The organism is Paenibacillus sp. F4 (genome assembly GCF_002894905.1).
Taxonomy (GTDB): domain Bacteria; phylum Bacillota; class Bacilli; order Paenibacillales; family Paenibacillaceae; genus Paenibacillus; species Paenibacillus polymyxa_B.
Genome location: NZ_POVS01000014.1, coordinates 92722 through 113299 on the forward strand (window position 1 = coordinate 92722; position 20578 = coordinate 113299).

Here is a 20578-nt window from a genome sequence, read left to right on the forward strand (position 1 = left end):
AAAATATATATATAAGGAGAAGGAACCATGAATAACAAAGTAATCTCCGCTGAAGAAGCAGTTAAGAAGGTCAAAAACGGAAGCACGGTGATGGTCGGAGGTTTTCTGCAAGGAGGCTTTCCGGAGGAGTTGGTGCGTGCGCTTGTCGACACAAATTCCGCCGACAATCTTACGATTATTTCCAATGATACAGGCACACCGGAATTATCTATCTATAGACTTGTTAAAAGCGGCAGAGTAAAGCGAATTTTTGCATCCTATATCGGCTCCAATCCGGAAACGGGAAGACTCCTTATGACGAAAGAAGCCGAGGTTCAACTCTTCCCGCAAGGCACGCTCGCTGAAAAAATACGCGCAGGGGGAGCCGGGCTGGGCGGTATTTTAACTCCTGTAGGTGTAGGCACCATTGTAGAGGAAGGAAAACAGAAAATCAAAATTGATGAAAAGGAATACTTGCTCGAACTGCCGCTCAAAGCCGATGTGGCATTAATTAAAGCCCATAAGGCTGATGAAGCGGGGAACCTTGTCATCAACGGCTCATCACGCAACTTCAATATGGTTATGGCTACCGCAGCCGAATATGTAGTTGCTCAGATAGACGAATACGTAAAGACGGGAGATATTGACCCCAATCATATCAACGTTCCCGGAATATTTGTTGACGCGATTGTAAAGGTAGGTGGAGACCATGAATAACAGAGAATTAATTATTCGAAGAATAGCCCAGGAATTCAAGGATGGCGAAGTGGTCAACCTTGGTATTGGATTGCCTACAATGGCGGTGGACTACATCCCTGATAACGTTAATATTATGCTGCAGGCGGAGAACGGAATTGTCGGCGTTGGCCCCAAAGCAGCTCCGGGAAAAGAAAGACTCGATTGTATCGATTCAGGCGGAAACTACGTTACTACCGTGAAAGGAGCCTGCTTTCTCGACAGTTCGCTTTCATTTTCCATCATCCGCGGAGGGCATGTGGACATCACCGTTCTGGGTGCTCTGGAGGTCGATGAGAATGGCAACCTTGCTAACTGGATGATCCCAGGGAAAAAGGTGCCAGGCATGGGAGGAGCCATGGATTTGGTTGTCGGAGCCAAGAGAGTGATTGTAGCCATGGAGCATGTGAACAAAAGTGGAGCGCCCAAAATACTGAAGCAATGCAAATTGCCCCTGACCGCTGTAAATGTTGTAAAGACCATCGTAACTGATAAGGCTGTCATTGATGTTATACCGGGTAAAGGGCTGATGCTGAAGGAAATTGCTCCGGGGTTGTCGGTGGAAGACGTTCAAATGGCCACAGAGGCTGAGCTGATAGTTTCACCACATTTGAAGACCATTGCAGTGTAAAGGTCATAGAAAGGAACCAGTTTCACCTTCAAATTAACTTGTCTGGCGTTTAACATGCCCCCTGGACTGCATTTATTATTACAAATAAGGTTCGCTAATTGCTCATTGAGCAATTGCGAGCCTTTTAGGATTGGAGCGGGACCATTCAAGCAGCATTCTACGATGAAAGCCTATAGCTGTCCAAGATCTTTCTAAAGCTATACCCCATACTATGGAAAAAAATCTGTTTTGGTGCCCCTCTTCTATTGTTCTTCCAGACGATCCACACGGACGGTTTGGGTATTGGTGGGTCTGCTGCCCACCTGTACAGTGGCCATACCGTTCGCTTCGTCTACATGCTCAATCCAGATCGGTTTTCCATCCATTTGTACGGCAATGGTATCGGGCGAATCGTAAATCGCTTTTGCTCGTTCCACGTTCATGCTATTCTTCCCTTCCTGATTGTTTTTGTGTTTGTGTATTCATTTAGAAATATAGGTGACCTAGTCCTCATCTATAATCCGTTCAACGTCTAATGAAGGGATACTATGAGAAGGCGAAGTTGAAACTACAGCCTCCAAATCCACATGAGCCACAGCTATGGGAAAAGGCGGTTGGATTCCATGGGAAAGGGCAAACTCTGGCGGCAATGCATCCTGTTCGCCTCCGGCGGGTCCCCGAAAAGCGACATGGTTTTGACCCACACGATGCCTGATTTGCCGAGGATAGGATTTTCCGGACATAAATTGTGTACCTCCTTTTGAATCGGATATGACTTACTATGCACCAAAATTGCTGTAACCATGCGCAAACAGAAGTAATTCGCAGCCTTCATTTGCACCTCATACAATCACTTGTACGAAGCATACTAAGTGAAAAATCATATGCTCATATCCCGGGGTGACCGGAATCGAAGGATGCAAAATGCGGATTTAAGAAAAGGGGGACTGGCGTATGCATACGGTCTGGAAAGGCGCGATCAGCTTCGGGCTGGTTCATGTGCCCGTTAAAATGTTTTCAGCTACGGAGGATAAGGACATTTCCATGCGTTATATTCACAAGGAGTGTGGAAGCCCACTTAGCTATGTACGAAAGTGTCCCGTTTGTGACAAGGAGGTCGAATGGGAGGAAATTGGAAAAGGCTACGAATATGAAAAAGGAAAATTTGTCATGTTCGACAAGGAGGAACTGGAGCAAGTTAGCGGACAAGCGGATAAAAATATTGTCATTTTGGATTTTGTGGATTTGCAGGAAATTGATCCGATTTACTTTCAGAAAACGTATTATTTGTCCCCAGATCAAGCTGGATCTAATGCCTATAAGCTACTCATGAATGCGATGAAGGACACCGGGAAAATCGGGATTGCCCAAATCTCCATCCGCTCTAAAAGCAGCCTGGCGGCTATTCGGGTGTTGGATGAATGTTTGGCCGTTGAGACGATGTTTTACCCCGATGAAATTCGCCCCATTGCTCAAGTTCCTAACTTACCGGGGCAGGAGGAGGTTAAAGAGAAGGAGCTGACCATGGCAAAAATGCTGATCGAGCAGCTATCTACACCTTTTGATGCGGCAAAGTATACGGATCAGTACCGCGAGCGTCTGCTGGATCTCATTCAACATAAAGTGGCTGGTGAAGAGGTGCGAATCGCCCCAACACAGCCTCAGACCAATGTAGTAGATTTAATGGCCGCCCTTCAGGCCAGCATCGAGGCAGTGCAACCTGTCGTTACCGATCCCGGCCCTGCTGCGAAAAAACGCCCTGCGCGTAAACCAGCAGCCCCAACAGCACAGCAGGCTGTTGCAGGCGAGAACATCTCTCCGACTCCAGTCAAAAAGAAAAGAAGCACTACCAAACGTAAAGAAACTTAAGCTGAGTTACAGAAAAGTCTGGCTAAGGGGTGGCGGTGAGACTGCTTTGATACGATAGTAGCTGACTGAACGCCCCCCGCTCCTCTTGTTCCAGTTGGTGGTAGTTCCCCTGCTGTATGACCTCGCCTTGATCCAGTACAACAATTTGATCCGCATGTCTGATGGTTGACAGGCGGTGAGCGATGACGATCAACGTCATTTGACCTTTCATCCGTTCCAGTGCTGCCTGAATTGCGGCTTCATGCTCACCATCCAGCGCACTTGTCGCTTCATCTAGTATAAGTACCGAAGGATGATGCAAGACAGCCCGTGCTAATACTAGCCGTTGACGTTCTCCTCCAGACAGACGAATCCCGCGATCTCCAATGACCGTGTCCAGCCCTTCGGGCAGTCTGGATACAAAGCTGTCTGCGGCTGCAAAATGTAACGCCTCCCATAGCTGCTGCTCACTAGCATCCTTATCTGCCAGCATCAAATTTTCGCGGACAGTCGCGTGAAATAAAAATGGGTCTTGTGACACGTAGCCAAAGGACTGCCGCCACTGGGGCAACAATTCGTCGTCCAGAACAAGCCCGTCTATTGTGATCTGCCCCCCAGTTGGACGTAAAAAACCCATCAGGACATCGACCATTGTACTTTTACCTGATCCCGATTTCCCTACAATGGCTGTCATTCCCCGGGCGGGTATGAACAAATTGATATGACGAAGCGCAGGCTCCGCTGCACCATCGTAGCGATAATCCAGATGGCTGCATTCAATCCCATGACGAAGGGACAGGGGTTGCCGTACAGCTGCAGACGATAGATTGAATACCGATGGATCGGAGAAAGCTTCGCACTCCTGCTGCACCTTGGTGACACTTTCAAAAGCGGAGATCATAGACATGATATATTCCAGACTCGCTTGAATAAGGGCAAATCGGGGCCATAAGCGGGAAAATATAAGAATCAGCACAATCAGTTTTTCAGGTGTAACATGCAGCCACTGCAGCGATATAAATATGAGACAAGCGACAAAAACAGCTGCCGCTGTACGATGAAAAAACTGTGTGGTCGCATTTTGCCGGACAAATTGGGTCGTATTATCCTCCATGCGTTGCGTCAGGGAGCGAAACCAATGGATATTCGCCGCTTCCAGCAGATTGCTTTTAATATCTTTCATGCCGTTCATGTGATCCGTAATTCCAGCAAAATAAACCTGCGACAGCTCAGTCGTACGATCACCTAATTGTTTGGCATTTCGAATGGAGCGGCGGAACACCACAAACAGCCCCAATCCACTCAGAAATACCAGTCCGGTTAAAGAGGGGGATAACCAAAAAGCCAGCGCAATCTGGATCAGCGTAAACATGACGGCTGTAGTCAGTTGAAGAAGCAAATTCGTTCCCTGACTGACACGCGCCAGCTCGGTCGTCATCACATGGCTAAAATCAGATTTACGCTGACGCAAATAAAAAGCCCACTGCGCCTTCATAAAGGAAGTGTACACGTCTATTCGCAGAGAACGCATAAAACGCTGCTGAATCCGCGAATTCAGGATGGATTGGTAACGCTGAAGCCAAGCCTGCCCTGTAAGCAGCACTACAAAAACCATCAATATCCCCGGTAACAGCCAGCTTTTAGGAATGAACGGCAAAAAATGATCCAATCCATCAGACAGAAATGGCATCCCTGAATGACCGACAAATACGCCGATGGCCGCCAGCATAGGAACAAGCATATAAATGCCAAAACCCTCCAGCAGGCTGACAATGATCATACATCCAATATTGAGAAATAACGCACCGCCGTTCACGCTATACAGCTTTGTCATATATAATCGCAGGTGAACCATAATGCACACTCCTTATCGAGTCAGTGCTTTGAAAATCGCCGCTTCAGCCAAAGAAATGGACGTAAAGGGATATACAAAAAATGCAGCTGGCGAGGCAGTGGAAAAACGGCCGGATCCCCCGTAGAGGGAAACAAACGGCTGATGAGGTACCATAGTCTGTGTCTTGGCTGTTTTAAGGAAAGCAAGTAAGTGCGGCTGACCGGCTGATGGGCAGCCCTGTTTTGGGTCATGACTTGGCTGGAGGCGACAGCTGGAGTAATGGGGGCACAACTGGTAGCGGTGCTCATCGGGCTATAGTCGTCGTTACTGGCATCTTCCGTGATGCTAGCAACGCCACGGATGGCAAGCATGCCAGCTTCGCTTGTGGCACCGCCTACTGAAGGACCGCCATCCGGAGGGGCGGCCTCCGCTTGCTCCGCCAAAGCTCTGCTGTGCAGCAGCTCTGATGGAGCAAGCCTACCTGTACCCGACCCGTGGGCAATCGGGTACGGTGCGGGAACGCTGGCCTGCATGAAGGCCAGCGCGCTCAGCGCGAGCCTGTGCGCCTGCCGGGTAGCCGATACCGGACGCATCGGCTCTGGTATCGGCGTACCCAACAGCGCAGCGGCGAGCGCCCAGGCCTGCCCGCCAGCAGGCAGGCCCCCGTAGCGGCGCATCATCGGCAGTAGGGCCTCCCAATCGACAGCACATACCGCAAGCCTGTCGATGTCAACCAGCCAGCGCAGCCTGAACCATCCGTGACGCGCACCATGCGCACTCAAGTACAGAAATTGATGCTCGCTGCCAAGCGTATACATACAGGACGTCATCGCAGTCCTGTTGTCGGCAGGTGCCAACGGTACCATCCGACTGGCTCCTGTAGCTTTACCCATTTGCCGACAGCTCCACAGCTCGTCAAATGAGGGTTCCCCACCCCCATCCGGGTGAAGACGCCAATGCAACTCCATCTCTACCCGTTTTTGCGGATGTAGGTAGGATGCATGATGGTCCTTCCATTTCCAACTGCCAAGGACACGCACTTCTCCGCTCTTGGACGCATATCCGGCTTCCTTCATCCAATGCTCAGCCTCATCCATATCGTCAGGGGCAATGAGTAAATCTATGTCCTTGGAAGTACGCAGGGAAACATCCCCGTACAATTGCTGCGCCAGAGCAGGACCCTTCAGCATAAGCACACGAATTCCATGAGCTATGAGCAGCCTGGTCAGACGCCCGGCTTCTGCTTGAAGATGGAGCATGCGAAGCGTGTTTCGATGATATTGCGCCTGAAGGTTTCGCAACAATTCTGCGGGAATGAACGGATGATTCAATGTTTTCAGTTGGAGATACACCGTAGGTACCACTCGATGGTGCTCGGTCAGACGTAAAAAGCGGACCCAATCCATCTCACGCAGCTGGGTAGCAGTAGTCTTATCCTGCCAATGAGAAACGTCCTTCCCCAATAGAGAGAGTAACAACGTTAATTCCTGATCCTCATTCCAATTCGCAAGTTCCAAAACAGACTTGGTGGGCATGTATTCTTCTCCTTCGATTCTTTGGACTTCTTTTGTCTCATCGCATTAAAGCAAATAACTACCTTTATATGCTATTTTTTTGTATTTGTATCCTTAACTGCACGTCTCCCGAATATCCCCACCACCGTAAAGGCTTCCATCTCCCGTTTCCCCGTAACATAAATCGGTCCGCTACGTACCCATGCATGTGCGACCAAGCGTCCAGCGGCATTTTTGGCTGTGCCCAGATACAGCGTGCAGTCCAGTTTTCTGCGCCCCAGCAACGTCATCGCCGCAGCGGCTTGTACAAGACAACTACTGCGCCAAGGAGTATAACGGCTTGCCAGCTCCACAGCGTGCGAAATCTGCTGAATGGACTTCTCCTGCCTGACATCACACTGCCATGGAGTTTCTTCCATGCATATGCCCCAAACCCTTGAGTAATCCCCAAAAGAACGACGCTGGCGCAGCCTCGCCCATCCCAGCTCCAACCAGGCTTCCGGCAACAATCTCCTGACCTCTGGAGACAGGAAAAGAAGCCGTTGTATCCGCATGTTATACCGACTCCCGTAGAAGCTTTAACAGTCCTTCCCGCTCCAACTCAGCCACAAAGGTATGTACCTGCTGTCTGCACTGTTCCTCGTCCACCTCATATTCGTTCGTCAGGACAGTTACGATATCGCCAAGTGAAGGACCGGATTCTGCCAGTTCCCAGATTCGTCCTCCTGTGAAGCCTAAGTTGTAATATTTACCAGTATTAATACTCATCATCACTTTTTCCCCGTCCATATCACTGACGTAGACCTCTTCACCGTAAATGACGCGATAATGGTCTTTAGCTGGATTAGTGGCTGCCATAACTCTTTTCCTCCTTACGAATGATATCAAGTACCCGTTGTACAACCTCGGACGCAGTAAAGACGGAACTATCCCTCAGCAGCCGCCAGCCCTCTACTTTACGAGCCATCCTAGCCGCTGTATCAAACGACCATTCACTCAAACCCATTCGCGGAATAATCACCCTACGATATGTATGTTGTAGTAATGTATGCAAGCACTCCAGAACGTTCAAGGGCTGTTCCGTAACTGCCACTAGCTCCCCTTCGCGCATCAACGCACGGATTGGAGAATCTGCCACTAGCTCAAATACGCCCCCTAAGGGCAGCGGATCGTTAAAAAATTCATCTACGGCGGGTACGGCATATTTATTCAGCTCATCTGCAAGCATACGCAGATCTCTGTATTGTGGCATTACAGAATTGCCATCCGTTAGGGACCGTATGTGATTTATTGTGCGTGCATGCTTGTTCTCCCGTAAAGCCTCTAGTTGGAGCAAGCTATCCAACCCCAGCTTTTGCTGCGGATAAGCTGGATACACGATGGATGAGGAAGCCGTAGTTTTTACAGCAATCACGTCATCACTAACCATCTGATAACCTGCCTGCCTAAAAGCAGCCGCCAGTGTCGATTTCCCCGTACCCGATTCACCCACAAATGCGTAGGCCCTCCCCCCAATGACGACCGCACTTCCGTGAATAGGTAATATTCGTCTTTGCATCAGCAGAACACCCATGCATGTACCCAGCACAAATAGCCGCACGGTGTCAGGATCGGCCCCGGAGAATATGCTTACCTCGATTTCCTTGCCTTCCCTGACGGCATAAATGGCCGTGCCTGGTATTTTGAACATAAATCGCTCGCCCAGCATCACAAAATTGGCCTGTTCCAGCTGACCACTCCATGCAGTCAAATCAGCCTGTCGAATGACTACATCCTCTACTGCTTCCGGCTCTGCCAGGAGCAGTTCAGGCAGATTCAGTTCACTGGCAATCCTGAGTCCAAAGGCTGTATATTTCGTCCAACTGACATTTGCACTTCTGTCATGCACGGTAGGACTCACTCCTCTGTCCTTAAAAATCCCGTCTTTATTTCTTGGGCAAAATCTCTAACCCGAAAGAAATAAAGACGGCTCTGTATTGAATACGAGTCCAATGGATTATGCTATTTTCGTTCACTCAATCGTTATAGGCCGAGCTGTCTGGCTTCCAGTCCAACATCGGCTGCATGTATAACCATCTATTAGCTTGGATTATAAATATCGGCATCGTGGTCGGACACCCAATCAATCTGTCTCCAGCCTTTCCCCGCCATGGTCTGGCTAATATCCAGCACCTCTATCGTCGGTTCCTGCCATTCTTTTTTACTCATTTCATCACCTCCCCTCCAACGAATGACGAACTGTCCGCCCGGATCAATCTGAATCAGTTCAATCCACAGAGAAAACGGTACACGATCAGGCTGTGCATCAGTAGTCGTATATTTGGATCAGACGCCTGTTCAGGGCGGGGGTGGCGAAGTTTCGCCATAGCCGTCTTTATTAATTCAATATTGAGATATTCAGCCGCTCGTAAATCATGACACATCAGTTGAAGCTCCCCCATAAACGTATCCCAGCAAGGAAGCATACGATGTAGCCAATCTGCAGGCTGCACGCCGCGTACCCGCTGGTTCAACCGAACATCATCAGGTAGATGATCACGCATGGCTTTACGAATGAGGGCACGATCCCGACCATTTTGCACATACTGCTCAAAAGGCACCGATAAGCAAAAACGAATTACCCGGCTGTCCCCGGTCGGATCACGTTCCCATAGTCCATAACGTAGTGAAAGTTTGGTCGCGACCACACCATTTTTGTTGGCAATCGCCAAATTTGAGAACTTCTCTTTTCTCGTCTGATCGGCATTTTTTATCCAACCTGTTCCGCTCAATACAGGAATATCTTCTACATGCATCCGTTTGGCAAACTCCGGGTGAATCAGTGAAGGAACGGGACTTCGATTGCTACGCCGCAACCATGAACGAGATTCAAGTGGAGTCGCTTTTTTCAACATCACGGGGAGTAGATGAGACATGCGCCTGCCCGTAAGCTTGCTGTACCGCCACAATCCCTGAAAGGATTGCAACCAGTGCAAACGACGAAACTGCCGGGCATAATAGTCTAGTGCAGGGCCCCACGATACGGTAAAGTTGCCTCGTGCCCCGGTCAACAGTACACCGACATTGTGCTCCTGTGCTTTTTCGTAAAAACCTCTGATCCAGAAGGAGTTTTCAAAATATTTGTAGGGTGCTTCCATGAGTTCCAGCCAAATATCAATTTCTGAAAACGGACTTTTCCCCTCAAAATCCATATAATTTTCGTTAATGTTGCCCACATAGCGAGCCGTAGACTGAATATAGCTTCGTTCGTTCGCCAGCAATGTAGGCGGTGTCCAGTCTGTAAAATCTTGAACAGGCACATAGCTGTAGGCATGCAGCGGCTTTTGTTGCAAGTGCAGCGATGGCGCGGCAAAGCTGGCAACCGCTCCAGAATCCAGCCCTCCGCTTAAGGCAGCCCCTACAGCGCGATGCGTCCGTAGTCGGGCAGTGACCGCCTGTGTGAACACCTCGCGGAAAGCTTCTATGTACTCGCCCCCTGTTTTGAGCCGCAGTGGCTCTACCTCATCCAGACATGCATATTTATGAAGGGTTCGCTTTCCCTCCTCCATAGTGAACCAATGTGCAGGAGGAAGCTGATTGATATGCTTGTATGCGGTCGTTCCGATATCGACGGATTCCTGCATGGCGCGAATGGACAAAAATTCGGCCAGCCATGGCTCATACAATTCTTTTCGCAGAGAGGACAGGGCCAAAAGCGGAGCGACTACCGTGCTAAACGCGAATCCTCGGTCATGCTGGTAGATGTACAACGTACGATTGCCTGTCATATCTCGAGCACCATATAATCGATGTTCCTTGGCATCCCAAATAACAAAGGCAAAATCACCTATCAGATAACCGGCTGCATCCACTCCCCATTTGTCATATGCCAGCAAAATCAGCTCGCTGTCCGTGATATCTTGTCGCCGTTCCTGCTCAACACCCAGCCGTTCAAACAGTTCGGAACGATTGTCAATAATTGCATCCGCTGTGATTGCCAAATCTCTTAGCTCATCATGGAAGGGAAGACGCTCATGAACAGATTCCGGGGTCACATGCTGGGCATGACAACCCAAAAAAATAGAGCCTTCACACCAAGCGCATACGCGGTCAGCGGGATATTTTCGCAGGGCTTGCATCATTTTCCCGCCTTCTTCGGTGCATACGGACTCATGCCCAAAGCTATAGATTCCGGCAATCGCACTCACGTTCTTCCCCCTTTTTCTTTTCCTATACTTGATAACACTACAGACGCCAAGCGCCCGAGCTTACGGGCAAAGAGGCTGCGATATCGGAAACCTTGATTTGGGCGTTGATAGCTTTGGAGCTGAGCGATAAGACGGTTCCGCTCCTCATAGCTATGTGCCAACCTGTTTTCCAGTGATTGAATCCGCCGATCGTTCACGATCTGGTCCACCTGCATCCTTGCCGGATCTTGAGGTGCAGCATGACGGGTTGCATTTATCACGAGTTCTCTGTTATCTGCATCCTGTTCTTCCAGCATCCGATAAGCTGCCTTCCATTCAAAGCCGCTTTGCTGGAGGAATTGTTGTGTACGTCGACTCAGCAGCTCTATATCCGGCTCATCTTCAAAGCGGACTCCCGTCATCTGTTCAGCCTGCTCCAGCGCTTCCGCGTAACCAAGCTGCCTAAACATGCGGGACCCAATGCTTCTGCAATACAGCTCAATTTCCGTTTTACTCAACAAATGTTGCCAGCTATGTACCGAATCCTGATGCGCCTGCTCATGCTCTCCTACGAATGGATCACCCGCTCCCATACTATAAAAAAGACTGGATTTGGGCGTATCCGCAAAGTCTCCGTACTTTTCCATCCCCAGCTCATACTTGATTCCCAGAAAACCGCACAGCTTCTCGATCTCCATCGTTGGATTGGATACGAGTTGTTCATACCTAAGCGGGTATGCAAGTGGATGAGGTGTAGCAAAATAATGAGCATAACGGAATAAACCAACCGTAATATCCGTCATTTTCATATTAAAATGCGGCCCCCCCAGTTCCTCCAGCAGTTGAAAACGTCCATTCCGTAGCTGATTAACCTTTTTGAATGAGGCCACAATGGCCAAAGGATTCCGGATAAGCCACAGCCTGCGGGCAGCAGGGAATAAACGGTCTATAAATTCTAAAACCGTATAGTAACGCGGGGATTTGTCGATAAGCATATCTGCTGTTGTTCCTTGAAGCAGACCATTATATATTTCAAGTGCATACGAACGGGAGGCCTGCTCCAATACGTCGGAGGGGACCATACCTTCAAAAAATTGCCGAAGTATCCCTGTTCCTCCATATGGCCGTGCATGTGACTGAGGAAGATCATATAAACTGAGCAGAAACCACATTTCCTGCGTGGCAAACAGGCGGGAATGGTTTTGCAAAATGGCGGTAAGCAGCGAGCTTCCACTCCGAGGGACACTTAACAGGAATACCAGCCCTCCGCCTTGCTTTTCAATCAAGCAAACTCCTCCTCTACCTCTGCTCAAGACACTTTAATAGATACATATCGTATTTTTTATTATAAATTTATGATACATAATGTATCTTGTCAATCCCTTTGATGGATAAATTCAGCACTTCACGTTCATGTTAAACCATATGTAGATCTATAAGCTCAACAATCAGCCTGTAAATAAAGATTTTGCTGCATATTAGCCAAAGGAGGATAGCACTATGGGACAAGCTGTTAAAGGTACAATTACCATTGAAGGTCAGGAAATTCCTATCACAAACCCGGATAAACCACTGTGGCCTGAAGCAGGCGTGACTAAGGCGCTATATCTTCGCAAGCTGGCGGTATTGGCTCCCTTCCTGCTCAAATATTGCCATCATCGTCTGCTGACCGTCATCCGCTGGCCACATGGGATTCATGGTGATTTTTTTTATCAAAAAAATGCCCCACGTCCTCGGCCGGACTATATTGAAACCGCTCTGCATGACGGTATTGAATATATCGTGCTCGGCAAATTGCCACAACTTCTCTGGCTTGGTAATCAGGCTGCGTTGGAATTCCACCCCTCTCTACATGAAGCGGGAAGCAAGCTGCCCTGTGAATGGATGATTGACCTTGATCCATCCAGAGAGGTGGAGCCACGTATTATGGAGGCAGCCTCTATTGTCGGTGAAGTACTGGCTTCGCTTGGTTTGGATTCCGTCCCCAAAACATCCGGGGCCACAGGTGTACAAATTATCGTTCCGATCCGTACAGGCATAACCTTCGACGAACTTCGCAGCATCGGGCTATTAGTCGGACAGTTTGTGACAGAAAAGCACCCGCATCTGTTCACACTCGAACGGTTAAAGAAGGATCGTGGAACAGCCATCTATTTTGATTATTTGCAGCATTATCAGGGGAAAACTCTGGCCGCTCCTTATACCCCGCGGGCACGCCCCGGCGCTACGGTCTCCACTCCGCTAACATGGGAAGAGGTACGGCAAGATGTATCACCACTTGACTACCATTTGCTGAATATTGAGGAACGACTAAACCAGGTAGGCGACTTGATCGACAAGGTTCCTCCCCAGCCCGTAGAAGACGTCCTCAAGCATATGCGCACCAAGGCACAACGAACCTAATCCATGCTGGAAGAACAAAAAAGGGGACGAACCCCGCAGCCATTAGGCTGAGAAATTGTCCCCTTGCGCTAGTGTATTCCTTTTTTCTTAAAGCGTCCGCCCTTCACATCGTGAATGTTACCGATCGCAACGAAAGCGTGCGGGTCCCAATCTTCAACGATGCTCTTCAGCTTCGCTTCCTCCAGTCGGGTAATGACGACGAAAATCACTTTCTTGCTTTCGCCCGTAAATCCGCCTTCACCTTCCAGATAAGTTACGCCCCGTCCAAGACGGTCCGTCAGGGCATCCCCGATATCGCGGTATTTATCACTAATAATCCAGACCGATTTGGATTGATCCAGACCCTCAATCGTAATATCAATCATTTTCATGGCGATATAATAAGCAATCATGGAATACAGGGCATTCGGCCAACCGAATACAAAACCTGCACTTCCCAGAATAAAGATGTTAACAAACAGTACGATCTCACCGACCGAAAAAGGAGTTTTTTCACTGACGAGAATAGCTACGATCTCTGTTCCATCCAGCGAGCCGCCGGACCGAATGACAAGACCCACCCCAACGCCGAGAATGACACCCCCAAAGATAGCACCCAGCAGTGGTTCGCCAGGAGTCAATGCACTTACATTGTGAAGTAACGCGGTTCCGATGGACATAACGATAATGCCGAATAATGTGCATAAAGCGAAGGTTTTACCGATTTGCTTGTAGCCGATAATCAAAAAGGGAAGGTTCAACAGGGTCAGGAAAATGCCGAGCGGGTAGCCAGTAATCTTGGAGGCCATAATGGAAATACCTGTGACGCCTCCGTCGATAACGCCGTTAGGAACCAGGAATATTTCCAATCCCACTGCCATGAGCGCCGCTCCAAAAATAATCATGGTCGCACGCTGGAATAGGCGTTTTGCTTTATTTTTAGGATTGGCTGGTATTTTGCTGATCTTGGTCAACTCTCCGGTCACATCTGTGATCTCAGACAGATTTTGGACTTCCTTGCTTACTACACTCATATATAAATCCCCCCGTTACAGTATGGTATATTGGACCGAAAAAGGGGCTGCTATCCGCAGTCCCCTCTCCTTTACCGCGCTTGTGTTATATGAATAGTATACCATAAAACTGTGATTTTGCGCAAAAAAGTTAGCAAAGAGCACATAAATCACAATAAAGTGGGATTATAGCGATAAAAACGGCGAAAATCGCCTTTAAAGGAGTGGAGAGAGCATGCGAGTTAGAATTTCAGCTGTTTTCTGAGATCGAGGCCGTCTGCGGAACACGTTCAAATCAATGCGTGAGGAGTTGGAAATGTCCTCTACAAAATCTGCCGAAAGCCGTTCCAGCGCTGAATTAGCAAAAACTACAGCGGTCAACTCAAAGTTATAGAAAAAGCTGCGCATGTCCATATTGGCGGTCCCGACCGAGCCGAGTAAATCATCGACAATCACCACTTTGGCGTGAATAAAACCTTTTCGATATTGGTAGAACTCCACCCCTGTCTCCAACAGTTCTTGCACATAGGATAAAGACGCCAGATGAACCAGCTTCGAATCAGATTGGTAGGGAATAATAATTTTCACATCTACGCCACTGACTGCTGCCAGCTTGAGCGCCTCATAAATCCCCGGATCGGGAATAAAATACGGCGTCGTAATCCAAATCCGCTTTTTGGCAACCGTGAGCGCACCAAAACACATTTCCTGAATCGTATCCCATACCTGATCGGGACCGCTGCTCAAAATCTGTACTTCCTCATCCCCGGTGCAAGTATGTGGAGGAAATAAATTCACATCCATCAATCTCTCCCCTGAGGCCAGCTTCCAGTCGCTAAGAAATGCATTTTGCAGAAAATAGACGCTATCTCCTTCAATCTGCAAGTGCGTATCCCTCCAAAATCCCACTTTGGGGTATTTTCCGAGATAATCGTCGCCTACATTAATCCCTCCTACAAATCCAATCATGCCGTCCACCACCACGATTTTCCTGTGATTGCGATAGTTAATCCGGCGGTCCAGCGTGGCGAAAAACGGAGGTAGAAAATAATGAAATTCTACTCCCGCCTCACTACAGGTACGAATAAAGGAATAGGGCAAATGGTAGCTTCCTACACCGTCCACAACGAATCGTACCTTTACTCCCTCACGTGCCTTGCGGATCATGATCTCTTGAAACTTTCTTCCAATTTCGTCAGCCCGAAATATGTAAAACTCCACATGGATATGATGTTGCGCATGTTCCATCGCTGTCAGCATAGCCTCGAAGGTTTCTTCACCGTTCGTCAGCACACGTGTGCGATTACATCCAGTCAACGGGTTTTCCGACATACGAATTAACTGGTTAAACAGACGCTCCTGATGCTTGAAATGAGGATTATGCATTTGCTCCACATGTTCAATCACTTTGGATTGCGCCCACAGACGCTCTCGAAATTCACGAAACAGCTGCGATCCCCCTTTTCGAACCATTTTGCGCTTCTGATAATCCTGTGCAACAAAGTAGTACACGACAAAGCCAATGAGCGGGAAGCAAAACAAAATAAAGAGCCAGGCTACCGCTTTGGACGGCTTGCGAAATTCAAAGAGCAGGATCGTCCCGGTCTGAAAAATAAAAACAATTAAAACCAACAGCAACCACAGCATGTCTAAGCCTCCTTATATATCTCAGGATTTTGCAAAATCCTCATCTACGTTTTATACTAAGCTCCAATTTTTTTGACATGTTTGCCTCTTAAGCTGAATAGATAGTAACCAAGCACTATAGGAGCGATGTCCGGAAAGGAGCGATTATGAAAAAAGGAAGCCTAAATCGCCGGATGACCCTGCTTGTTATTCGGGATGCACAGCAACCGCCCAAGCAGCTACAATGCTCTACTGCCGCTGTCATTCTCGTCCCGACTCTTGTGATCGCCTCTATCTCTACACTCGTGATCGGGCTGCAAATCCGTTCTTCCCATATTATCTCCCAAATGGAAACGAATCTTGCTGTCCAGAGTTTGCAGATGGAGGTCACGGTAGCGGACAAGGATGCAGCCATTGGGCGACTACGGCAGGAAGTCATGGAGTTGACGAATCAAGCCACCAATATTCGTGAACGCCTTCAGCGCGTAACAGAGCTGGAACAACAAATGCAGCAATTCATTCGTAAACACGGAAACTCATCTGCCACAAGTAACCATAAAAAGACCATGACGCCGCTCTCCTGGGATGCTTCCGGCCATATCGGGGGCGAACTGATCGCAGTGCATGAAAATACTGCCCTCCTAACTCGCCAGGCAATGGATGATTTTCAGGAGATCGAATCTCTGTTGGACACGGTGGAACGTACGGTTCCCCGCTCTATTCAGCAAGCAAATGCCGTACAGCAGAACCTAGAGCGCAAACAAGCCGCACAGCTACTCCAGACCCGTAGGCTGGCTCTTGCTGAACAAGGGAATCCCTCCGTTTGGCCTGTAGGTTCACGGCGAATGACCTCCAGTTTCGGCTATCGCAGCGACCCTTTTACGGGTAGATCTGCCTTTCATTCAGGCGTGGACATTGCCGGACAAACCGGTGATCCTGTCTATGCAGCAGGAGCAGGCACCGTCTTGGAGGCTGCTTCTAGCGGAGCCCGCGGCAAGTGCATCATCATCCAGCATCCTGACGGACTCCAGAGCTGGTATATGCACCTGAGCGGCATGCAGGTGGCTCCGGGAGATCGTGTCCACAAAGGACAGACCATCGGTCTGTTAGGAAGTACCGGGAGAAGCACGGGACCTCATCTGCATTTTCAGATCGTCAAGCATAACCAACCTGTCGATCCATTACTGTATGTACAATGAGGACTTTTCAAAATCCTTACAATAAAAGATTGGGGGAAAACCATCATGTTCAAGGAATCCAAAAAAAAGCTCTCCGCCCCAGCTATGGATACACTGCTCGCTAATGGCACCAGCTTTGAAGGTACAGTTGAGGCAGAGGCCAATATTCGGATTGATGGTCATTTTCAGGGCGATATCCGCAGCACTCGTACTGTCGTCATTGGAGAATCTGCTGTAGTACGTTCGGACATCATCGCACAAGACGTCATTCTTGCCGGTAAGGTGTTCGGCAGCATTACTACAGAAGGACGACTGACCATTACGCCGACAGGTGAACTGTACGGAAATACCGCGACCGCTGCATTGGTCATTTCTGAAGGCGGTGTACTGGACGGCACAAGTCAAATGAACCGAACAAAGGATGTAGAGTTGTCAACTTCTACGGATGAGTCAAACGACGAAACCCAATCTAGTTTCAGCAAAAATAGGGAGGACAGCCAAACCGATCTGCAATCCGAAGCAGGATAAAATCAATATACACTCACTCCTTTAAATCCAGTGCATTCTCCATTCATTCCATAATATCCTCCACTCTGCGTTCCAAAAATAATTGGTATACCTTGCGTATGACGATTTTTCCGCACATATACAATGGAATCACCAAAATGATACCCAGAATCCCGAGCAGGTCGCCACCAACTAACAGTAAAATAACGACAGTCAACGGATGAATATCCAGCTGTTTACCAAAAACTATAGGTGACAGCCAATTATCCTGAATTTGCTGTGCAGCAATCACCACGACCAGCGACCAGAGCGCCATCGAAGGTGATTCGAGAAATCCAATAATAACCACGGGTATAGAAGCAGCCACTGCCCCCACATAGGGAATAAAATTAAGAAAAATCGAAATAACGGCGAGCAGCAAGGCATAAGGCAAACCAATAATTAAAAATCCCAGAAACATCATCACACCCAACGCGACATTAATCAGCACCCGACTCACGATAAAGCTGCTGAGTGCACTATCGATATCTTCCATAACCTCCAATGCGTCCTTGTGATATTTTTTTGGAAAGAAGTTTAGCATTTTAGGGCCAAACTTGCTCCCTTCCTTCAGCATGTAATAGAGCAATATTGGAAAGGTAGCCAATACGATAAAAAAGTAGGACACGAACGATACCAGCTTTACCGAATAATCAGACAGTGTCGAAAAAGCTTCGTTCAACGTATCTGACAGTTGTGACAGCGGGTCTTTACCCGGGGGCAGCACTTGTCTCAAGGATTGATTATGCCGCCATTGGCTCAATTGATCAACCAAACTTTTAATGAGCTTCGGCGCATTTTCAAATAAATTGGTAACTTGATCACGCAGCGTAGGCCACACACCCCATGAGAAAACAAACAATAACACTCCAATGACCAAATAAATCAGCAAGATGGAGATAGATCGTTTGATTTTTCTCCGTTCCATTACATCTACAATCGGCCTCAATAAATAATAGAGGAAAAAAGATAGCATTAACGGTACCACCAGCAAGCTGACCAAGGATACGAGAGGACTAAATATAAAACTTACTTTGGTGCCCAAGTAAATGATGAGTAATAGCATGACGATACCTGTAGTTACACGAAAAAATCGATTATTTTGCAGCATACCATGCGGCCCCCTCTGTTCTGTTTCTCTCTACCTCTTTAAACGCAAAATGACCCTATTGATTGATTCTTGCTGAAAATAGATTACAATATACCCCTGCACGCAGAATGTGTAGCAAAAATGACATAGATACAGGATAAAATAGTGTTAAATGAGGATTTTGCAAATTCCTGAAATAACAAAAGGACGTCCAAATGCTAGGCATTTGAACGTCCTTTGTATTACTCTGAGGCACTTCGATTTAGGTTGAAACATCCCGTTTTACGAAAACCACCCAGGCGATGGCGATAAAAATCACATAATAAGCGGCCAGCACGGTGAGCGAAAAGGTTAGACTGGAACTTACTGTACCCGGCGGCATATCTAAATATTTTTTCAGATCCATATGCGTAAATAATACGTATTTGGTCCATTCAAAACGATCTGTGCTGAACAAGCCAATCGTGTTATAGACTGTTTTGGTGAACATCATGAACAACGACAGCCCAATCGCCAAGGCACTGGAACGGAAAACTGCGGATAGCATAAATGCAAAGGCCATCGTCACGAACAAGGCGATATAGCTATATAAAAAGTTCAGCGTTACATAAGATATCGGATCACTGAACAGTGGAACAGAACCCGCTGGTGCATCCTTGGATAACATCAGCCATGAGGACAGCGTAACCATCAAGATCAAAATGATCGTTCCGAGCAAACTGAACAAAACCACGGATATATACTTGGACAACAATATTTTGCTGCGAGTCCAAGGTCGGATGAGCAGTAACTTAATCGTTCCCCAAGTAAATTCACCGGCCACCGAATCAGCGGCTACAATGACCGTAAACGTCGTATTGAGGAAAAATGTAAACAATGTCGTCAACGCAATTCCATCCCACACACTGACCTGATCAGATACAAGAGAAATCAGCATCGGAATCGCAGCCGTGATGACCGCCAGCAGACCCAGCATAATCCATGTGCGCACACGCAGGTAAATTTTCAGATTTTCGTTATGTACCAACTTGAAGAAATCAGCCAATGAACCCGCCTCCCGTCACTTCCAAAAATTGATCTTCCAGCGTACGGGCAACCGGGCGAATCGCATATACTTTAATTCCGTTTGCAGCCAGCAGGCTGTTCATCTCTGCGATCTGTTCCCGCTCCAGGTGAAGCAGCAGTTGATTGCCTTCGACGCGCCCTGCTCCAGCAAGCGCATAAGCTTGCTCGGCATCATTTACCTCAAAAGCAATTTCTGCCGTCTGCACTTCCTCCCCTGTATTCTTCAGCTGCTTGATATCAACCAGCCGTCCGCTCTGAATAATGGCTACACGGTCGCACATCAGCTCCATCTCGGACAACAAATGACTTGATACGAACACGGTAATTCCTTCCGTACGGGTCAATTGACGCAAATAATCCCGCAGTTCTCGAATACCCTGCGGGTCCAAGCCATTGGTCGGCTCGTCCAGCACGAGCAGCTTCGGTCGATGCAAAATCGCCTGAGCTACCCCAAGTCGCTGCCGCATCCCGAGCGAGTAGGTTTTTACTTTATCATGAATTCGGTTTCCGAGTCCCACCAGACGAATCGCTTCATCCACGCGCTCTTGGGTCACCCCAGGAGACATTCGCGCAAAATGCTGCAAATTTTGATAGCCTGTCAAAAACTTGTACATCTCCGGGTTCTCAACAATCGCGCCAACATGGGAAACGGCCTTTTCAAAATCGGTATTAATGCTGTCTCCACAAATATGAATATCGCCCTTGCTGATCGAAATCAGGCCAACCATCATACGGATGGTCGTCGTTTTTCCCGCACCATTGGGTCCAAGGAAACCAAATACCTGCCCCGCCGGAACCTCCAGCGTCAGATCATCCACGATCGCTTTTGAGGAAATGATTTTACTCACACCCTCCATACGTATGACGGGAACCTGTCCTGTCGCTTGCTGCATGCTATGAAACTCCTTCCATCCGGAGTGAAGCTGTTATCGATTTTACTGTACATTTCCGGTTTTGGAAGTATTGTACCATATTTAACCTTTTAGAAACAC

The 20578-nt window shown here is 48.1% G+C and carries 21 protein-coding genes; 6 read left to right on the plus strand and 15 right to left on the minus strand.

The window, feature by feature from the left end; translation table 11 throughout:
- Positions 1-27: 27 nt before the first annotated feature.
- Together C1T21_RS15660 and C1T21_RS15665 are read left to right on the plus strand one after the other, a co-directional pair.
- Positions 28-696, plus strand: coding sequence for a CoA transferase subunit A (locus tag C1T21_RS15660; RefSeq protein WP_103048893.1), 669 nt, complete (start codon positions 28-30; stop codon positions 694-696).
- Positions 689-1345 carry a 3-oxoacid CoA-transferase subunit B gene (locus C1T21_RS15665; protein WP_103048894.1) on the plus strand — a complete coding sequence of 219 codons (657 nt, stop codon included), beginning with the start codon at positions 689-691 and terminating at the stop codon, positions 1343-1345. Before C1T21_RS15660 ends, C1T21_RS15665 begins: the two co-directional genes overlap by 8 nt.
- A 242-nt stretch (positions 1346-1587) precedes the next feature.
- Here the strand turns inward: C1T21_RS15665 and C1T21_RS15670 are convergent, their stop codons facing one another.
- On the minus strand, positions 1588-1767 hold the full coding sequence (locus tag C1T21_RS15670; RefSeq protein WP_103048895.1) for an H-type small acid-soluble spore protein: 180 nt from the start codon (positions 1765-1767) through the stop codon (positions 1588-1590).
- A 60-nt stretch (positions 1768-1827) separates the two neighbouring features.
- Positions 1828-2067 (minus strand): hypothetical protein, encoded by a 240-nt coding sequence (locus C1T21_RS15675; protein ID WP_103048896.1) that lies wholly within the window; start codon positions 2065-2067, stop codon positions 1828-1830.
- Positions 2068-2278: 211 nt separating this feature from the next.
- Between C1T21_RS15675 and ku the strand changes: the two genes are divergently transcribed.
- A complete protein-coding gene (gene ku, locus C1T21_RS15680) occupies positions 2279-3193 on the plus strand; it encodes a non-homologous end joining protein Ku (RefSeq protein WP_103048897.1) in 915 nt (304 codons plus the stop codon).
- Positions 3194-3215: 22 nt separating this feature from the next.
- Here ku and C1T21_RS15685 read toward each other — a convergent pair whose 3' ends face one another.
- From C1T21_RS15685 to C1T21_RS15715, 8 genes are all read right to left on the minus strand, one after another.
- Positions 3216-5027, minus strand: a complete 1812-nt coding sequence (locus tag C1T21_RS15685) for an ABC transporter ATP-binding protein (RefSeq protein ID WP_103048898.1) — start codon at positions 5025-5027, stop codon at positions 3216-3218.
- Positions 5028-5047: 20 nt separating this feature from the next.
- Positions 5048-6541 carry a nucleotidyltransferase domain-containing protein gene (locus C1T21_RS15690; RefSeq protein ID WP_103048899.1) on the minus strand — a complete coding sequence of 498 codons (1494 nt, stop codon included), beginning with the start codon at positions 6539-6541 and terminating at the stop codon, positions 5048-5050.
- A gap of 71 nt (positions 6542-6612) precedes the next feature.
- Positions 6613-7074, minus strand: a complete 462-nt coding sequence (locus C1T21_RS15695) for a lasso peptide biosynthesis B2 protein (RefSeq protein WP_103048900.1) — start codon at positions 7072-7074, stop codon at positions 6613-6615.
- A 1-nt stretch (position 7075) separates the two neighbouring features.
- Complete coding sequence (locus tag C1T21_RS15700) at positions 7076-7378, minus strand: lasso peptide biosynthesis PqqD family chaperone (protein ID WP_025720436.1); 303 nt, start codon at positions 7376-7378, stop codon at positions 7076-7078.
- Entirely contained in the window at positions 7365-8408 is a 1044-nt protein-coding gene (locus C1T21_RS15705) for a serine kinase (protein ID WP_103048901.1), read from the minus strand. Before C1T21_RS15705 ends, C1T21_RS15700 begins: the two co-directional genes overlap by 14 nt.
- A 191-nt stretch (positions 8409-8599) precedes the next feature.
- The gene (locus C1T21_RS27040; RefSeq protein ID WP_134902123.1) at positions 8600-8728 is read right to left on the minus strand and encodes a paeninodin family lasso peptide; all 129 of its coding nucleotides are present in this window, start codon (positions 8726-8728) and stop codon (positions 8600-8602) included.
- Between the two features lie 53 nt (positions 8729-8781).
- Complete coding sequence (locus C1T21_RS15710; protein WP_103048902.1) at positions 8782-10707, minus strand: asparagine synthase-related protein; 1926 nt, start codon at positions 10705-10707, stop codon at positions 8782-8784.
- Positions 10704-11972: a sulfotransferase family protein gene (locus tag C1T21_RS15715; protein WP_103048903.1), complete on the minus strand. Its 1269-nt coding sequence runs from the start codon at positions 11970-11972 to the stop codon at positions 10704-10706. The genes C1T21_RS15710 and C1T21_RS15715 overlap by 4 nt, the downstream gene beginning before the upstream one ends.
- 214 nt (positions 11973-12186) lie before the next feature.
- Here C1T21_RS15715 and ligD point away from each other — a divergent pair, with 214 nt between their 5' ends.
- Positions 12187-13089 carry a non-homologous end-joining DNA ligase gene (gene ligD, locus C1T21_RS15720; RefSeq protein WP_103048904.1) on the plus strand — a complete coding sequence of 301 codons (903 nt, stop codon included), beginning with the start codon at positions 12187-12189 and terminating at the stop codon, positions 13087-13089.
- A gap of 68 nt (positions 13090-13157) precedes the next feature.
- Here ligD and C1T21_RS15725 read toward each other — a convergent pair whose 3' ends face one another.
- The gene (locus C1T21_RS15725) at positions 13158-14102 is read right to left on the minus strand and encodes a YitT family protein (RefSeq protein ID WP_103048905.1); all 945 of its coding nucleotides are present in this window, start codon (positions 14100-14102) and stop codon (positions 13158-13160) included.
- Positions 14103-14297: 195 nt separating this feature from the next.
- Positions 14298-15728 (minus strand): cardiolipin synthase, encoded by a 1431-nt coding sequence (cls, locus tag C1T21_RS15730; protein WP_103048906.1) that lies wholly within the window; start codon positions 15726-15728, stop codon positions 14298-14300.
- A gap of 146 nt (positions 15729-15874) precedes the next feature.
- On the opposite strand from cls, the gene C1T21_RS15735 reads away from it, so the two are divergent.
- Together C1T21_RS15735 and C1T21_RS15740 are read left to right on the plus strand one after the other, a co-directional pair.
- Complete coding sequence (locus C1T21_RS15735) at positions 15875-16906, plus strand: M23 family metallopeptidase (RefSeq protein ID WP_023987449.1); 1032 nt, start codon at positions 15875-15877, stop codon at positions 16904-16906.
- Positions 16907-16951: 45 nt separating this feature from the next.
- The gene (locus C1T21_RS15740) at positions 16952-17413 is read left to right on the plus strand and encodes a bactofilin family protein (protein WP_103048907.1); all 462 of its coding nucleotides are present in this window, start codon (positions 16952-16954) and stop codon (positions 17411-17413) included.
- A gap of 43 nt (positions 17414-17456) precedes the next feature.
- Here C1T21_RS15740 and C1T21_RS15745 read toward each other — a convergent pair whose 3' ends face one another.
- The 3 genes from C1T21_RS15745 to C1T21_RS15755 all read right to left on the minus strand — a co-directional run bounded on the left by C1T21_RS15745 (position 17457) and on the right by C1T21_RS15755 (position 20479).
- Positions 17457-18542, minus strand: a complete 1086-nt coding sequence (locus tag C1T21_RS15745; protein ID WP_103048908.1) for an AI-2E family transporter — start codon at positions 18540-18542, stop codon at positions 17457-17459.
- Between the two features lie 241 nt (positions 18543-18783).
- On the minus strand, positions 18784-19566 hold the full coding sequence (locus C1T21_RS15750; protein ID WP_103048909.1) for an ABC transporter permease: 783 nt from the start codon (positions 19564-19566) through the stop codon (positions 18784-18786).
- Positions 19559-20479, minus strand: a complete 921-nt coding sequence (locus C1T21_RS15755; protein WP_029516218.1) for an ABC transporter ATP-binding protein — start codon at positions 20477-20479, stop codon at positions 19559-19561. The genes C1T21_RS15750 and C1T21_RS15755 overlap by 8 nt, the downstream gene beginning before the upstream one ends.
- Positions 20480-20578: the final 99 nt, after the last annotated feature.

What these genes read in the sequence shown, in the direction of transcription:
- C1T21_RS15725 (WP_103048905.1), bottom strand. Translation starts at nt 14,102, where the DNA reads ATGAGTGTAGTAAGCAAGGAAGTCCAAAATCTGTCTGAGATCACAGAT.
- C1T21_RS15700 (WP_025720436.1), bottom strand. Translation starts at nt 7,378, where the DNA reads ATGGCAGCCACTAATCCAGCTAAAGACCATTATCGCGTCATTTACGGT.
- C1T21_RS15740 (WP_103048907.1), top strand. Translation starts at nt 16,952, where the DNA reads ATGTTCAAGGAATCCAAAAAAAAGCTCTCCGCCCCAGCTATGGATACA.
- C1T21_RS27040 (WP_134902123.1), bottom strand. Translation starts at nt 8,728, where the DNA reads ATGAGTAAAAAAGAATGGCAGGAACCGACGATAGAGGTGCTGGATATT.
- ku (WP_103048897.1), top strand. Translation starts at nt 2,279, where the DNA reads ATGCATACGGTCTGGAAAGGCGCGATCAGCTTCGGGCTGGTTCATGTG.
- C1T21_RS15695 (WP_103048900.1), bottom strand. Translation starts at nt 7,074, where the DNA reads ATGCGGATACAACGGCTTCTTTTCCTGTCTCCAGAGGTCAGGAGATTG.
- C1T21_RS15745 (WP_103048908.1), bottom strand. Translation starts at nt 18,542, where the DNA reads ATGCTGCAAAATAATCGATTTTTTCGTGTAACTACAGGTATCGTCATG.
- C1T21_RS15660 (WP_103048893.1), top strand. Translation starts at nt 28, where the DNA reads ATGAATAACAAAGTAATCTCCGCTGAAGAAGCAGTTAAGAAGGTCAAA.
- ligD (WP_103048904.1), top strand. Translation starts at nt 12,187, where the DNA reads ATGGGACAAGCTGTTAAAGGTACAATTACCATTGAAGGTCAGGAAATT.
- C1T21_RS15670 (WP_103048895.1), bottom strand. Translation starts at nt 1,767, where the DNA reads ATGAACGTGGAACGAGCAAAAGCGATTTACGATTCGCCCGATACCATT.
- C1T21_RS15685 (WP_103048898.1), bottom strand. Translation starts at nt 5,027, where the DNA reads ATGGTTCACCTGCGATTATATATGACAAAGCTGTATAGCGTGAACGGC.
- C1T21_RS15755 (WP_029516218.1), bottom strand. Translation starts at nt 20,479, where the DNA reads ATGCAGCAAGCGACAGGACAGGTTCCCGTCATACGTATGGAGGGTGTG.
- C1T21_RS15690 (WP_103048899.1), bottom strand. Translation starts at nt 6,541, where the DNA reads ATGCCCACCAAGTCTGTTTTGGAACTTGCGAATTGGAATGAGGATCAG.
- C1T21_RS15675 (WP_103048896.1), bottom strand. Translation starts at nt 2,067, where the DNA reads ATGTCCGGAAAATCCTATCCTCGGCAAATCAGGCATCGTGTGGGTCAA.
- C1T21_RS15735 (WP_023987449.1), top strand. Translation starts at nt 15,875, where the DNA reads ATGAAAAAAGGAAGCCTAAATCGCCGGATGACCCTGCTTGTTATTCGG.
- cls (WP_103048906.1), bottom strand. Translation starts at nt 15,728, where the DNA reads ATGCTGTGGTTGCTGTTGGTTTTAATTGTTTTTATTTTTCAGACCGGG.
- C1T21_RS15665 (WP_103048894.1), top strand. Translation starts at nt 689, where the DNA reads ATGAATAACAGAGAATTAATTATTCGAAGAATAGCCCAGGAATTCAAG.